The sequence below is a fragment of the Sphingobacterium paramultivorum genome (assembly GCF_014109745.1).
Taxonomy (GTDB): domain Bacteria; phylum Bacteroidota; class Bacteroidia; order Sphingobacteriales; family Sphingobacteriaceae; genus Sphingobacterium; species Sphingobacterium paramultivorum.
Map to the genome: position 1 here is coordinate 195,515 of NZ_CP058555.1, position 15,111 is coordinate 210,625.

The 15,111-nt window shown below is 39.4% G+C and carries 13 protein-coding genes; 7 read left to right on the forward strand and 6 right to left on the reverse strand.

Translation table 11 applies throughout. From position 1 onward, the window contains the following. Positions 1–28: 28 nt before the first annotated feature. The 7 genes from HS960_RS00840 to HS960_RS00870 all read left to right on the forward strand — a co-directional run bounded on the left by HS960_RS00840 (position 29) and on the right by HS960_RS00870 (position 8,342). A complete protein-coding gene (locus HS960_RS00840) occupies positions 29–1,165 on the forward strand; it encodes an efflux RND transporter periplasmic adaptor subunit (protein WP_153847673.1) in 1,137 nt (378 codons plus the stop codon). Positions 1,166–1,201: 36 nt separating this feature from the next. Further along, positions 1,202–4,366, forward strand: coding sequence for an efflux RND transporter permease subunit (locus tag HS960_RS00845; protein WP_182331030.1), 3,165 nt, complete (start codon positions 1,202–1,204; stop codon positions 4,364–4,366). A 21-nt stretch (positions 4,367–4,387) separates the two neighbouring features. Next, a complete protein-coding gene (locus tag HS960_RS00850) occupies positions 4,388–5,812 on the forward strand; it encodes an efflux transporter outer membrane subunit (protein ID WP_182331031.1) in 1,425 nt (474 codons plus the stop codon). Between the two features lie 36 nt (positions 5,813–5,848). Further along, positions 5,849–6,397, forward strand: coding sequence for a biliverdin-producing heme oxygenase (locus HS960_RS00855; protein ID WP_228280151.1), 549 nt, complete (start codon positions 5,849–5,851; stop codon positions 6,395–6,397). 70 nt (positions 6,398–6,467) lie between these two features. Beyond that, positions 6,468–6,692, forward strand: coding sequence for a hypothetical protein (locus tag HS960_RS00860; protein ID WP_153847670.1), 225 nt, complete (start codon positions 6,468–6,470; stop codon positions 6,690–6,692). A gap of 53 nt (positions 6,693–6,745) precedes the next feature. Further along, positions 6,746–7,786 (forward strand): SDR family oxidoreductase, encoded by a 1,041-nt coding sequence (locus tag HS960_RS00865; protein WP_153847669.1) that lies wholly within the window; start codon positions 6,746–6,748, stop codon positions 7,784–7,786. Further along, the gene (locus tag HS960_RS00870; RefSeq protein ID WP_153847668.1) at positions 7,773–8,342 is read left to right on the forward strand and encodes a Crp/Fnr family transcriptional regulator; all 570 of its coding nucleotides are present in this window, start codon (positions 7,773–7,775) and stop codon (positions 8,340–8,342) included. The genes HS960_RS00865 and HS960_RS00870 overlap by 14 nt, the downstream gene beginning before the upstream one ends. A gap of 12 nt (positions 8,343–8,354) precedes the next feature. Here HS960_RS00870 and HS960_RS00875 read toward each other — a convergent pair whose 3' ends face one another. The 6 genes from HS960_RS00875 to HS960_RS00900 form a co-directional block, all read right to left on the reverse strand. Then, the gene (locus tag HS960_RS00875; RefSeq protein ID WP_153847667.1) at positions 8,355–9,122 is read right to left on the reverse strand and encodes a LytR/AlgR family response regulator transcription factor; all 768 of its coding nucleotides are present in this window, start codon (positions 9,120–9,122) and stop codon (positions 8,355–8,357) included. After that, positions 9,119–10,150 carry a sensor histidine kinase gene (locus tag HS960_RS00880; RefSeq protein ID WP_153847666.1) on the reverse strand — a complete coding sequence of 344 codons (1,032 nt, stop codon included), beginning with the start codon at positions 10,148–10,150 and terminating at the stop codon, positions 9,119–9,121. Before HS960_RS00880 ends, HS960_RS00875 begins: the two co-directional genes overlap by 4 nt. Before the next feature lie 76 nt (positions 10,151–10,226). Continuing rightward, positions 10,227–10,973: a hypothetical protein gene (locus tag HS960_RS00885; RefSeq protein WP_153847665.1), complete on the reverse strand. Its 747-nt coding sequence runs from the start codon at positions 10,971–10,973 to the stop codon at positions 10,227–10,229. 534 nt (positions 10,974–11,507) lie between these two features. Then, the gene (locus HS960_RS00890; RefSeq protein WP_182331032.1) at positions 11,508–11,909 is read right to left on the reverse strand and encodes a helix-turn-helix domain-containing protein; all 402 of its coding nucleotides are present in this window, start codon (positions 11,907–11,909) and stop codon (positions 11,508–11,510) included. A gap of 23 nt (positions 11,910–11,932) precedes the next feature. Next, entirely contained in the window at positions 11,933–13,885 is a 1,953-nt protein-coding gene (locus HS960_RS00895; RefSeq protein ID WP_153847663.1) for a polysaccharide biosynthesis protein, read from the reverse strand. A 13-nt stretch (positions 13,886–13,898) separates the two neighbouring features. Continuing rightward, entirely contained in the window at positions 13,899–14,954 is a 1,056-nt protein-coding gene (locus tag HS960_RS00900) for a GNAT family N-acetyltransferase (protein WP_159728129.1), read from the reverse strand. Positions 14,955–15,111: the final 157 nt, after the last annotated feature.

The following is a 15,111-nucleotide window of genomic DNA, read 5'->3' on the forward strand; positions in this document are numbered from 1 at the left end:
CATTTCTATTATATCAAATCAAATTTTTATGAAAAAAAATCTGTTACTCGGAATTGCAATTCCAGTTATCATATTTTCTTCCTGCAAACCAGGTCATCAACCTGTTCAGGAGCCCAGTGTTCCTGAGGTTCCAGTGCTGGTTCTAAACAAGACCGATACGGTCGTTTATACAGAATATCCTGCACAGCTAGAGGGGCTTACTGATGTCGAGATCCGCCCCCAGGTGAATGGAATCCTGGAAAGGGTTTTGGTTCAGGAAGGTGCCTATGTGGAAAAGGGCCAAGCACTCTTCCTGATCGATTCACGCCCATACCGGGAAGCATATAACGATGCGAAAGCGCAGCTATCCATAGCGCAGGCCGAAGTACAGACCGCAAAAATTGAAGTCGAAAAGCTAAAAGCGCTCGTTGATAATCGAGTCGTATCAAACTATCAGCTGAAAACAGCACAGGCTAGCTATGACGCAGCGGTAGCGGGTGAACGAAAAGCGATGGCAAAAATAGAAAATGCCAAAATCACCTTAAATTTTACTACCATTAAAGCTCCCGTAAGTGGCTATATCGGCCGTCTCGGAAAGAAAACCGGTAGTCTTGTTGCTCCGTCCGATGCCCAGTCATTGACCTATCTTTCCGACAATAGGGAGGTTCACGCTTATTTTTCTGTTGGAGAAGCTGATTTTGTCGCCTTTAAGGATGGTCTGCAAGGTCGTTCAATCGACGAAAAGTTAAAGAACAGTGCTGCGGTAAATCTGGTGCTTTCTGGTGGAGCTGATTATTCCGTAACGGGTCGGCTTGATATGGTTGATGCAGCATTCGACAGGTCTACTGGAGCAATCACCCTAAGGGCTACCTTTCCCAATAGGCAAGGTTTGCTTCGTTCAGGCAATTCAGGCCGTATTAGACTTGGCCTGAGGCAGCATGGTGTAGTTGCTGTACCCCAGGCAGCTACGTTCGAAATGCAGGACAAGCTCTTTGCCTATGTCGTTGACCAGCACAACAAAACCCGGCAGGTTGCATTAACGGTTACCGGAGCTGCCGGAAACAGCTATTACATTTCCAACGGCCTGACTAGTGGGGACAGACTTATTTTAAAAGGGCTGGAGTCCCTTAAAGATGGAATGGCTGTTAAGCCCGAGATATCATCCGATAAAATGGCGAGCAACTAGTCACCTTATTTTACTTATGCTAAAGACTATTATACCATGTTAAAAATTTTTATTGATAAGCCAGTTATCGCTACTGTAGTTTCCATCATGCTGGTCATTCTTGGCGCGGTAGGTCTGATGGATCTACCTATACAACAGTTTCCGGATATAGCACCTCCAGTGGTTCAGGTTTCGGCCAATTATCCCGGTGCCAACGCCGAAACGATGGTGCGTGCGGTAGCGCCACCGCTGGAGGAAGCCATTAATGGAGTTGAAAATATGACCTATATGAGTTCCACTTCGAGCAACGACGGTACACTCATCATATCCGTATACTTCAAGCTGGGCACAGATCCCGACCAGGCCGCTGTAAATGTACAGAATCGAGTTTCATCTGCTACGGGATTGCTTCCTCCAGAAGTTGTCCAGGCCGGTACTACCACCCAAAAGGTACAAAATTCGCTTATTATGGCGATTAATTTGATGAGTGATAAGCCCGAACTATACGATGCAACATATCTGACCAATTATGCTCAGATCAACATCATTCCGGAGTTAAAACGTATACAGGGCGTTGGCCAAGTCACTTTTTACGGCAGTAATAGAGATTATTCGATGCGGATATGGCTCAATCCGGCGCAAATGGCCGCTTACAACATTACACCAACAGAAGTGATGGCCGCCGTCAAAAGTAAAAATCAGGAAGCGGCACCGGGAAGGTTTGGTGAATCAAGCGACAGATCTTTCGAATATGTACTCAAATATGCGGGTAAGTATACTAGACCCGAGGACTATGGGAATATGATCATCAGAACGAATGGAGATGGCAGTATGCTCAAACTTAAAGATGTCGCCAAAGTGGAACTGGGCAGTTACACCTACAATTCATTAAATACCGTACACGATAAAAAAAGTGTGCTATTCCAGGTCATACAGCTTCCTGGCACCAATTCGAGAGAAATACAGACGAAGGTGGCCGAATTTTTGAAAAAAGCTGAAAAAGATTTTCCACGGGGGATCAAGCAGCAGATACTCTACAATACCAAGGATATGCTTGATCAATCCATTGATCAGGTAGAGCATACACTTCTGGAAGCCTTTATTCTTGTTTTTATAGTCGTATATCTATTCCTGCAGGATTTCCGGTCCACACTGATTCCGGCTATTGCAGTTCCCGTGGCGGTTATAGGTACGTTTTTCTTTATGTCTGTCTTCGGGTTCTCTATCAACCTGCTCACCCTATTTGCACTCGTATTGGCCATAGGTATAGTCGTAGACGATGCCATTGTCGTTGTTGAGGCAGTACATTCCAAACTGGAAAATAAAAATATGACAGCCAAAAAAGCAACGATGTCCGCGATGCACGAGATTACTGGTGCCATCATCTCGATTACTTTGGTTATGGCAGCAGTATTTCTTCCCGTTGGCTTTATGAAAGGGTCCGCAGGTGTGTTTTACCGTCAGTTTGCCTTTACTTTAGCTATTGCAATTGTTATTTCTGCATTGAATGCTTTGACCCTCAGTCCAGCATTATGTGCCTTATTGTTGAAAGATGTCAATCATGGTCATGCTGAAGAGCCCACAAATTTTAAACAGCGTTTTTTCTACGCTTTCAATAAAGGCTTTGAAAATATAACAGCTAAGTATGTTATAGCAGTGAAAAAGCTGATCAAGTTTAAATGGGCAAGTCTCGCTGGGTTAGCGCTTGTTGTTGTAATTACGGGCTGGCTTATTCGTCGGACTCCGACAGGTTTTATACCGTCAGAAGATTTGGGTTTTATTGCAATTTCGGTCAATCTTCCCCCGGGTTCGTCCATGAATAGGACGCAGGCAGTCCTTGATGAGGCGGCCGATAAGGTGCGGGATATGAAAGCGAAATTTGCATTCAATGAAGTAGCAGGTTTCAATGTGTTGACAAATTCCACCAGTCCGTCATCCGGAGTAGCCTTTTTCAGGATGAAAAAGGATGGTGAGCGCGGATCAATGAACGATGTCTCTGCTAACATTGCTGAAATTCAAAAACGGCTCAATACAATAAAGGGAGCCCAATGCTTTGTGTTTTCTTTTCCTACCGTTCCTGGATTTAGCAATGTGGATGCGCTGGATCTGGTCCTCGAGGACAAAGCCGGCGGCAAGCTGGATAAATTTGGTGGTATTGCCAACAAATTTATTGCCGAGTTGAGCAAACGCAAAGAAATAGCTGTCGCATTTACCACTTTCCGTGCAGATTATCCACAGTACGAGATGATTCTAGACCACGAAAAAATCGAACAATTGGAGGTGGATGAAAAAGATGTTTTGGGAACAATGCAATCTTTCTTCGGCAGTGCGCAAGTTTCCGATTTCAATCGCTTTGGTAAGTATTATCGGGTCATGGTACAGGCCGATAAACAGGAACGTGCAGATCCGGCTTCGATGAACGAAGTCTATGTCAAGAACAGATCTGGCAAGATGGTTCCCGTAAAAACAATGGTCAGTTTGAAAAGAGTCTTTGGTCCAGAGGTGATTACACGATATAACCTTTTCAACTCGATCGGTGTCAATGCTGTGCCCAAAGCGGGCTTTAGTACCGGTGACGCTATCCTCGCTGTCCGGGAAGTCGCAGCTGATGTATTGCCATCAGGTTACTCGTATGAATTTTCGGGAATGACTAGGGAAGAGATCTCGTCCGGGGGCCAGTCCGTGATTATTTTTTCGCTCTCTCTACTATTTGTTTATTTCCTGCTGTGTGCCCAGTATAACAGCTATATCCTTCCTTTGGCCGTAGTTTTTTCAGTTCCAACAGGTATAATAGGCGTTTTTGCAGCTATCGGAATTGCAGGCATTGACAATAATATCTATATCCAAGTGGCACTGATTATGCTGATTGGGCTACTTGCCAAAAATGCAATCCTGATCGTCGAATTTGCGGTACAGCGCAGACATGCAGGGCTTACATTGTTGCAGGCCGCATTAGAGGCAGCCAAACTGCGTGTCCGTCCTATTATTATGACCTCAATCGCATTCGTCGCTGGTATTTCCCCTATGATGCGGGCCACTGGACCGTCCGCGATGGGAAACCATTCGATCAGTATAGGTGCTGCAGGGGGAATGATCAGTGGTGTCATTCTGGGATTGTTTATCATACCGGTGCTGTTCGTTGTGTTTCAGGCTCTGCAGGAGAAAATATCGGGTAGGAAAACGCAACCAACACCAGCGATCCAACATGCTATAGAAGCTTAAGACAAATAAAAGAGACAATTTATGAGCTATTTAACTAAAAACTATCGTCAAATTATTCTTATCACTGCATTACTAGGCACCTTGGTTGGCTGTGCGATCACTAAAGACGTCCAGTTGCCCAAACCAGAACTTCCTGCGGCTTTCCGTGGAGAGACCGATAAAGATACGCTTGGTATCGCAATGCTGCCATGGAAGAGTTTTTTCACGGATAAAGTGTTGCAGGTAATGATCGATAGTACCCTGAAGAAAAACTTTGACATGCAGGTCGCGCTGAAAAATATCGAATCAGCACATCTGCTTGTACGGCAGTCAAAATGGAACAATCTACCTGTTGTCAGTCTCAATGCAACGGGAAATACAAGTAATCCTTCTAATTACAGCCTCAACGGGATGACGGCAAGTCAGTTTTTAGGGGCCAATCATATCGAGGATTATTCCTTAGGAGCCAGTTTGACTTGGGAAGCCGATGTATGGGGAAAGATCCGTAATTCCAACAAAGCCGTGCTTGCCGCTTATTTACAGAGTGATGAGGCTCGTAAAGCCTTGCAGACCGATCTTATTATCAGTGTTTCAAAAGGCTATTATAATCTTCTTATGCTAGATCAGCAGCGTCGTGTCGCAGTAGCGAATATGGCATTAAATGATAGTACTTTGCGTATTACAAATGTGCAGTATAAAATGGGGCAGGCCACCTATTTGGCGGTTCAGCAAGCAGAGGCACAGCGACTGGCAGTCGCGGAGCTGATCCCGCAACTTGAAAAGGAAATCATATTGCAGGAGAATGCGCTACATGTGCTTGCTGGTGAATTGCCGGGTATACAGCTGGGGCGTACTGTGCTTCATGAGATTAAGTTTCCGGAGCAGCTCTCTACTGGTGTGCCCATTGATATGGTTCGGCGACGACCAGATGTCCGGAGCCGCGAGCTGGACCTGGTGATTGCGAATGCAAAAGTAGGCATCAGCAAAGCGCAGATGTATCCTGCACTTCGAATTACTGCCGCAGGCGGAGTGGGGGCACTGAAAGCAAGCGATTGGTTCAATATTCCGGGAGCACTCTTTGGTACTGTGGGCGGAACTATCTTACAGCCATTACTCCAGCATAAGGAACTTAGCACACAGTATAAGATAGCTGCTATTGAACGAGAGAAAACAATTGTTGCATTTCAAAAAACAGTCTTGGGAGCGGTTGGAGAGGTCTCCGATGCCATAGTAAAGATCGAGAAGCTGAAACAGCAGCAGTACATTACAGCCCAACGTGTCAATACACTGCAGCAGGCAACAGCAAATGCCAATACCCTTTTCGTGAATGGCATGGCAAACTATCTCGAAGTGATTACAGCACAGGTTAATGTATTGCAGAGCGAACTTGACCTCGCATCTGTCCGACGTCAGGAGCTGTCTGCCATTGCCGACCTGTATCGCAGTCTGGGTGGCGGTGTAGAATGATAGAACAAAAATCACCTTTTACAATAAAAAACAATAATGATGATACAAGAAGAATTAAGAAATCAAACCGCCTCACCGCACCAACAATTGGAGAAATTGGTTGTCGCCAGATTAAAGTCGATCCGTAGCAATGCGGAATACGCAGATCTGTTGAAAATATTTTATAGCTATTTCAAGAATTTAGAAGAAGCCATTGCTCCATATATCACTGCGAATATATTGGCAGATTATCCCGAAAGGCGACATGCCGTTAGTCTTGCTGAGGATATCGTGGACTTAGGTGGAGATCTGAACGAACTTCCAGAAGTACATGTCCCTACCATCGACAGTATGGCAAAGGCGCTGGGTGCACTTTACGTCATGGAGGGTTCCGTGATGGGCGGGATGGTCATTGTTCAAATGCTTGGGAAATACGGAATAACTGAAGGAGTATCGTTCTTCTCCGGCTATGGTTCAGAAACAAATCAGAAATGGAATGTCTTTATTGATGTTTTGCGTGCAAATATTTCGGAAGAACATGCTGCAGATGCCATTTATGCGGCACGAGAAACGTTTGCCCGATTTGCTGATGCATTTCAAATCTGATTATCTATGGTGTCCCCGTTGTTTTTTGGTGTCAGCGGGGCGCCATTTAAGTATTCTAAAAATATGTGTTATGATTGTTATGATTTTTTTCCAAAAGAGATTAAGCTTAAAAATAGAAACCCTTGGAAGCCTTGGTCATCTTTTCGACTGTTTTATTCTCGTCGGGAATGACGTTGAGGTACTCGACGAGTTTGCTCTTTATCTGGAAAAGATGGATAAAACCGTTTATATCTGCTCCGAGATAGGTGAAGTAGCGCAACTAATCACAAAAGATGTAAAAAGCCTTATTTCTTAACAAATGGTAATGGTAGCTTGATGAGATCATCCGAACTTTATAAATAAAAGGAAATGAAAAATCAGCAAGTATTACTGACCGGAGTTACCGGTTTTTTAGGTGCACATACGGCCATTCAATTGCTCAATAAAGGCTATGAGGTGATAGGTACACTACGGAACAGAGATCGCATATCATCGATAAAGGAGGTGATTGGCCAACATACCGATCATTTGGATAAGCTGCACTTTGCAGTCGCAGATTTAAACGATGCAAGTATCTGGAACGATCTTGCAAAAGGAGTGGACTTTATCCAGCATGTTGCATCACCTTTCCCGACAACACTGCCCAAGAATGAGGATGAATTAATCGTACCTGCAAAAAACGGTACGTTAAATATTTTGAGTGCCGCGGTAGACAACAATGTTAAGCGGGTTGTGATGACCTCTTCTTTAGCCGCTATTGCTTATGGTAGACAAAATAAAGAACCCAACAAAATTTTAACGGAAAGCGATTGGACGGATATAAGCCGCGAGAGTGATCTTACGCCCTATTATAAAAGTAAAACCATCGCCGAGAAGGCCGCCTGGGATTTTATCAGACAAGATGCTAGCTCGCTGGAATTGGTTACGGTATGTCCAGGGGCTATTTTGGGGCCGGTGATCGAAAAAGATTATGGTACTTCTGCAGAGATCGTTGTCGCCTTGATGAACGGGAGTTATCCCGCTTTGCCTAAGATCGGTTTCGATCTTGTCGATGTCCGTTCTGTAGCAGATCTCCTTATTTTGGCCATGGAAAGCCCGGACGCAACCGGCAATAGGTATATCGCTGCCACGGGGTATTTAACGCTCAAGGCTGTTGCGCTCATCCTTAAAGATCATTTTCCGGGACATAAAATTCCTACAGCAGAATTTCCTAACTTTATAACAAGGATGCTGGCGCAATTTCGCCCCGAGCTCAAACCGGTTTTGTTGGAGATGGTTCGGAGGAAAACAGATATCAGTAAAGCGCAGAGAGAACTGGGATGGAAGCCCATTCCGGTCAAGGAAGCGGTAATCGCCTGCGCAAACAGTCTATTGGAACTACAAATCGTAAAAAATAATGGAAAAACTTAGGGCTGCACTTGCTTTTGGAGGAATACTTGCTGCAAGCGATATTGATCTGCTTGCTGCGAGTTTTAAATTACGCCAGGTAAAAGCGGGTACCTATATCGAAGAACTCCATGAAGTAGCGTCTGAGATTCTCTTTGTTGAAAGCGGTATCTTACGTTTGCTGGGTGCGGATATATCAGGCAATGATGTCACGAAGCATTTTATCAAGGAGCACCAATTTTTCGCAAATCTTGAAAGTTACTATACTAGGCAGCCGGCTACAGAGGCTATTCAGGCAGTTGTTGCCAGCAAGATCTATACGATAGCTTTTTCAGCTTTTGAACGGTATTTTCAGACCATTCCAAATCTATATGTTTATTTCAAAACCTTTAGTGAGGCTTCATTGCTTCAAAAAATAAAGGATAATGATTTTCTGAATTATGGCGATGCGAAAACCAAATACTTGGAACTTTTACGACGTTACCCAGCGATCGTTCAACAGGTTCCACAGCAATATATCGCTTCTTATCTCAAGATTACGCCGCAGTCCTTGAGCAGAATAAGGAAAGAGCTCACTTAAATGCGATCGCTCTTATTTTTCAATCCATTCCCGAAATGTCGCCGTATTGCTTTGACTGGTTTTTAAATAAGTTTCAAATTCTTTTAATTTGATAGCAAGCGTATTTTTTTTATATCGTTCGATCTTTTCGATGTAAGGTTTGTGAACAAATTCACTTCGGTTGATACGGAAAAAGTCCAAAGGGTTGAGTTGCTCCTCAATTTCTTTCAATGTAGTTTCAGTAAGTAGATGTTTCTTACCTTTGGTATCGTAAGCAAAAATAATTCCTTCATCGGCTTCAAAAAACAAAATGTTTTCTGTTTCTAAGAAATAAATCCCTTGATTCGTATTGATGGAAAAACGTTTTTTATACTGTTTTTGGATGAAATTTTGCTGAAAAAATTTGGTTAGATTGACGATTGCCTTTTCTTCATTTGAAGTAGCATTTCCAAGTAAAAGATATTTGTCCCACGCTTTTAGAAATCGTTCTTTAGAGAAAGGTTTCAGTAAATATGCGATACCATTGCCATCAAAAGCATCCATCCAAAATTGGTCGTAAGCCGTGGTGAAAATGATAGGACACGAAATATAAACTTGCTGGTAAATCTCAAAAGCATTTCCGTCCAAAAGTTCAATATCCGAAAAAATAAGGTCAGGTTGGTGGCTTTTCAAAAAAAACACAGCAGATTGAACTGTATCTAATTCGGCGATGATTTCGGTTGAGGAATTTACTTCTTCAATAAATCTTTTTAGCTTTTTTCGAGCCGGAATTTCGTCTTCTATGATGAGTATTTTTGTCATTTACTTTGTTTATGAATAATAGGGACAGTTGCAGAAAATTCTTTTTCGGTTTGATGAATTTCAATTGGTTTTTTTGAAAGCAATTGATATTGTTCTTTCAGGTTTTTCAGTGCTCGTCCTGATGTTAGCTTTGTATTTCGCTTCAGATTTATATTATTTGAAACAAAAATATTTTCATCAATATTTATTTTGATATAAACAGGATTTTCTTGTGAACCTATATTGTGTTGAAGTGCATTTTCGATTAATAATTGCAAAGTAAGCGGAACAATAAAACCTTTTGCATTTTGGGTTTCGATGTTTAGCTTATAGGCATTTCCATACTTATACTGAATGAGTTTGAAATATTGTTTAGCAAAATCGATTTCCTGATCAATATCTGTCAATTCCTTATCTGATGCTTGCAATACATAACGATAAATTTCGGCAAATTCGTTCAGAAAATCAGATGCTTTTTGTTTGTCTTCTTCAATTAATTGATCCAATACATTTAGATTATTGAACAAAAAATGCGGATTAAGTTGTGCTTTGAGTTGATTGATTTTACTTTCTGCCAAAGATTGGTTATATATTGCTAGTTTTTGTTGGTGTTTTTTATTTTTATTGAAATAGTGATAGGCAAGGAAAAAACTACCGTAAATAACGCCATTCAAAAAATCAGAAAACAAGGAAAGAGTAAAGGCTTGTTGGTTGAAATTTCGCTCTATATTTCCAAAAGCAAATGCTATCAATAATCCTATCAACTGCATAGAAATTACAAATGAAAGCAACGAAGTGCCAAAAATTTTCAGCATTGTTTGATTACTGAACGTATCTGTTCCTTGCCATTTTCGAATGAAGAAAAGAATAATCAAAAACAAAATTCCTGCTCCAATTACTGTAGCCAAAGCTGCTTCTGGCGTGAATATGTAAGCATTTATTTGCCGTCTTACTGCTATTCGCGTGTAAATGGATTGTATGTAAGCGAACAGTAAAATGAACAGCAAAAAATGTCGGATTTGATATATTTTGTGGATGATATTCTTCATTGAAGTTTGATAGGACAATTTACAAAAAAAAAATAGTCCTGAGATGTTGCAGGACTATTTTTTATGCTGAAACTAATTAATTTTTCTTTTCGGGAAATGAAGCCATGACGTTTCCTGTTTCATCATAGAAATCTAGTTTTGCATTGTTTTCTTTGTCCACATAAAACATCGCTTTTGGCATGCCTTTGTCATCAAAAAGAAACAATCCGTTGTTTTGACTTCTGGATTTACCAAGCATTACTCGTGGAACGCCACCAAGTATTCCTTGTGCTTCATATTCTTTGTATTTTTCTTCCATTGCTTTTGGATCTTTTTTGCGAAGTACTTCAAGTTCTTGCATGATTTCCATTGTTTTGAGTTGCGATTCTTTGTCTGGTCGATCGTTGAACGCCAACGTACTGCTAACAGATCGTTTGTCGCCTTTTCCAATATCTTGTGTCAGTAATTGCATTACTTGGTCGCCATCATATTGGTCGTAAGTCAGAGAAAGCCCCGCCGAATGTCCGTTTTCTGTTTTTCTTCCGTCATAGATAAATCCGCCACATTCTATGCCTTCTTCGTTAAAGAATAACATTCCCGAACGTTTTTTTCGGTCTGCGTTGGTCGGGCGATTATTGATTTTGCTAGTTCCGTTCGGAAAACGATCTACATTGGTAATAACCATTTTTACCGTTCCGTCTTTTTCCACAATGTTGATACGTTCTACATCTATTTCACTAAATTTTTGGTTTCCTGATTTTTTAAATGCAGTTAATGAAATCAATGTAATTCCTATAACAGTTGCAACTGCGAAAATTCTTAAAAATACTAATTCTCTGTTCATCTTTTTTGATTTTAATTGTTTGATGAAGCAAAAATATTATGGTGCTGTTTTTTATTCAATAACAAAACAATGAACGCAGGAAAAAATCGAATTAACTGAGGAAATTAGGCGTTGAGATCAATCAGACGTCGGTCTGATTGCAGTGGCAAGCGATGGACAGATGGGGTTAGCTTTTAATAGGGAAAGGATGATACGGGCTTGGATGGACGAAAGTAAGAAGCCGCACATTTATTTAATTTTTTTTAATTCATCCAGCAATTTATTCTGCTTGATAATGAAAGTATTCAGGCTATCTGTTTTTAGAGGATGCGCATTTTGATATTTTTCAATTTCAGGTAGCGTTTTTCTGATTTTAAAAGCAGTATACGTGCTAACCAGATTTTCATTATTTTTAGTTATTTGACTGATATGATCTGTTATATTTTTTACTTTAAGATCGTATCGATCAGCACTGGCACTAATTTTGAATTATTTAGTTTTGGATATAGCTAGTTAGGGTGAGATTACAATAGGAGGGTAGGCTTCAGGTCATCTTTACAATAAAAAATAACCATTTTTGCCTGTTGAATTCTTATTTGAAGGTGAGTTCTCGGAAATGAGATTTAATAGATCATTATATTTTTCTAACAAGCCAATATATTTATTCATCCAGAAATAAACAGAATTATTATCGGCATCTGTATTTTTTACAGAAGAAGCATCTTGTGCACTAAGCACGTGACGATGGTTTTTTACTAACGTTTCCGGTAGTTCGGCCGTGAAATCGTGTCCAATTATATTACCAACTTCTAAGAGAATTTGAAGATTCAAATTTTCTTGTTCAAACCAATTATATATTGTTCTTCTACTTACTTTAAGCTTTCGGGATAATTCGCTAATCCCAATACGTTCCATTCGAAGAACCTGTTTTAGAATATTTCCTACGTGTATGCCCATAATAAAAAAATGTTAAAGTTGATCTAATTAGTCTCACAAAAGTCTAGCTCTTCATATTTGGAATTATTACTGATGAAATCTGGTAGAATTTCTTTCATTTTTTTTACCATTTCATAGTCATTGTTCAAGCTATTTAAGCACAATAATTCCTCTGTAACCTGATGAACATAATTAAAGCTATAATCAATAATTTTAGATATTTTAATCTTTTGATGATGGGTCGGAATAGTTTCTTCTTCTAAAAGGAGTAACTCCTCATATAACTTTTCTCCGGGTCGTAGTCCGGTAAAAACAATTTTGATATCCTTATCAGGCGTCATGCCGGCAAGTTTGATCATGTTCTTTGCCAGATCAACAATCTTAACCGGGTCTCCCATATCAAAAATAAAGATTTCACCTCCATTTCCCATTGCTGCAGCTTCCAATACCAATTGTACAGATTCAGGAATAGTCATAAAATATCTGGTTATTTCTGGATGGGTAACTGTTATTGGGCCACCCTTTTCTATCTGAGCTTTAAATCTCGGAATGACAGATCCGTTTGACCCCATAACATTCCCGAAACGGGTCGTAATAAATTTAGTTTTTGGTTTAAGTAAACTCTTAAAATTTGCTCTAACGTTCTCCGAAGCTGATAATATATTATTGTTATTTAGCGATTGGATATACATTTCTGCAAGACGTTTAGAAGCTCCCATAATATTAGTGGGTTTTACAGCTTTGTCTGTAGAAATCATAATAAACTTTTCTACCTCATGATCTATCGAAAGCTCGGATATGTTTTTCGTACCTAATACGTTGGTTAATATAGCTTCTGCAGGATTATTTTCCATCATCGGAACATGTTTATAAGCCGCTGCGTGAAAAACAATCTGTGGTTTAAATTCTTCAAACAGTGTTTTCATTCGGCTTTTGTTCTGGATGTTGGCCATGAATATTTTGGTTTTACCTTCGGGATAATAATCTTGAATTTCAAGCTGAAGTTCGTGTAAAGGTGTTTCTGCCTGATCGCAGAGGATGATATACTCTGGTTTATAGTTTAAAACCTGACGTACAATTTCGGAGCCTATTGAGCCTGCTGCTCCGGTAATCAAAACTCTCTTTCCGTTTATCTCTTTTGATACATTATTCTTTTTGAGGATAATAGGTTCCCGTTGTAAAAGATCTTCAATTTTCAAGTCCTGTATCTGATTAGGACTTAATTTACCATATAGCCATTTATCAGAAGACGGCACTGTAACTACTTTAATACCCAGTTCTATACATTTTTCAATTGCTTTCTTTTTTCCATTAATATTTAGATCGTTGCCAACTAATAAAACTTTATTGATAGCATATTTTTTCTTAAGAGTTTCTATGCAAAATGACGGATATACATTTTTTTGTTCTATATGTTTGTTTATTTTATCCAGATCATCATCAATAAAACCAAAGACATTTATAGGTGTTTCCTGACAGGTATCCAATGCTTTTTTCACCAGAATTGAGGTGCTGTCAGTTCCATAAATTAAAATATTATCCTTTATATTTCCGGGTTGTAAATCTTTTAAATATCCAAAAATGTGTTTGACGGCTATTCTCAAAATAATTAACAAGGATGAAGAAATAAAAAAGTTCAATAACAGTACTTTGTCAAACCATTTCCACGGAAGTTTAAAATATGGAGCAACAAACAAATTACTGATAAGCATAAAACCAATACTGCTTATTAGCACTGCCATGAATACGCGGAAGATATCTTCTGTATTGGAATATCTTATGATTCCTGTATGAATTCTCATGTTGATAAACACGTAAATAGAGATCACACTGTAAAGTCCTATATATAGGATATTGCTGGTGTAAAACAATTCAGCAGATTCAGTTTTTTTTGTCAGCAATAAAGACATAAAGAGTGTCCAGATTACGATTAACTGATCGATCAATAATATCAGCCATCTTGAATGTACTTTATTGCTAAATAATAACTTTTTCATAATAAGAGTAATTTTAGATAAATGATAGAGAGGAAAATAAGGTAATGAAAGCTCTGTATAAAGGGAAATAGTCGATTGCTATTTTTTTATCAATTCCGCGCTTATCAAGCAAATAGTTGTATGCTTTGCGGTTTGCAATGAACCGGAAACTTTTATAGTTTAAGAACAGATCTGAAAAAGCCGATTTCCATCGGAACAGGGAATCTTCTTTAAAGCCGAGCCCCCCACCTAGATGAAGAAACTTCATTCCCCTTTCCCGTCCAATAATGGTAATTTCATCAACTAGAAATTTTGCAGGAGATTGATTTAAATATGATGCTTTAGTAGCAACCAAATGTGCCTGAATAATGCCGTGAGAAAAAGAGATGATCATTGCACATGTAATTTCATCACCTAAATAAACCAATAATAATCTGCAATCAAACTCTTTTGAATGAATTAGGTTTGTAAAGTATTGTTTATCAAATAAATAGTATTCAGTTGAGCCGATTCGACGCATGTTTTCTGTATAGATATCAATGAATGTATCAATATCTTCCTGTCGTTTTGATTCCTTTACGAAGTATCCTTTATTCCGGCACCTTTTGATCGCTCTAGTGGCAGACCGATCGTACTTTTTACGCTGAACATCTAAAGGTAAATTCAGATCGAGTGCAACAGTAAGTCCATTTTCATGAACCCCCTCAAATTCTTTCATCAAAATATACTGATCAAAAAAAGGGTTCAATCGGGAGAATACGGAGACTATCTGTTCGTTTTTCAGAAATTTTAAAAATGACTTTTTAAAATTATTGATTAATCCTTCATCCAGGTGTTCGAATTTTTTACTTGCAATTGGTCCAGGATATCCATACACAGAGCTTAAATCAAAAAATGGCGAATCAGGGATAACTCTTTTGAGGAACGGAAAGGCTATGAAATTTTCACCTTCTTCATAAATCAAGAGTATAGGATTACCACTATTGTCTAAAGAATGATAATGCCAGGTATGATAAAAATCGTGTACAAAAGAGCGTTTAATGTAAGAATTCCATTCGCTTCTTTCGTTAAGGGTAAGTAATTTAATCATGGGGTACATTTTTAGGTGGTCACAAGACCAAGAGGTTAATCAAATACTAACATATATCAGCTAATATTGGAGTATTGCATTATTTAACGGCATAAAGTCGTATCTGTATAAGGTGAAATACTCAATCTTATTATTAGGATCGATTCCTATACGATCA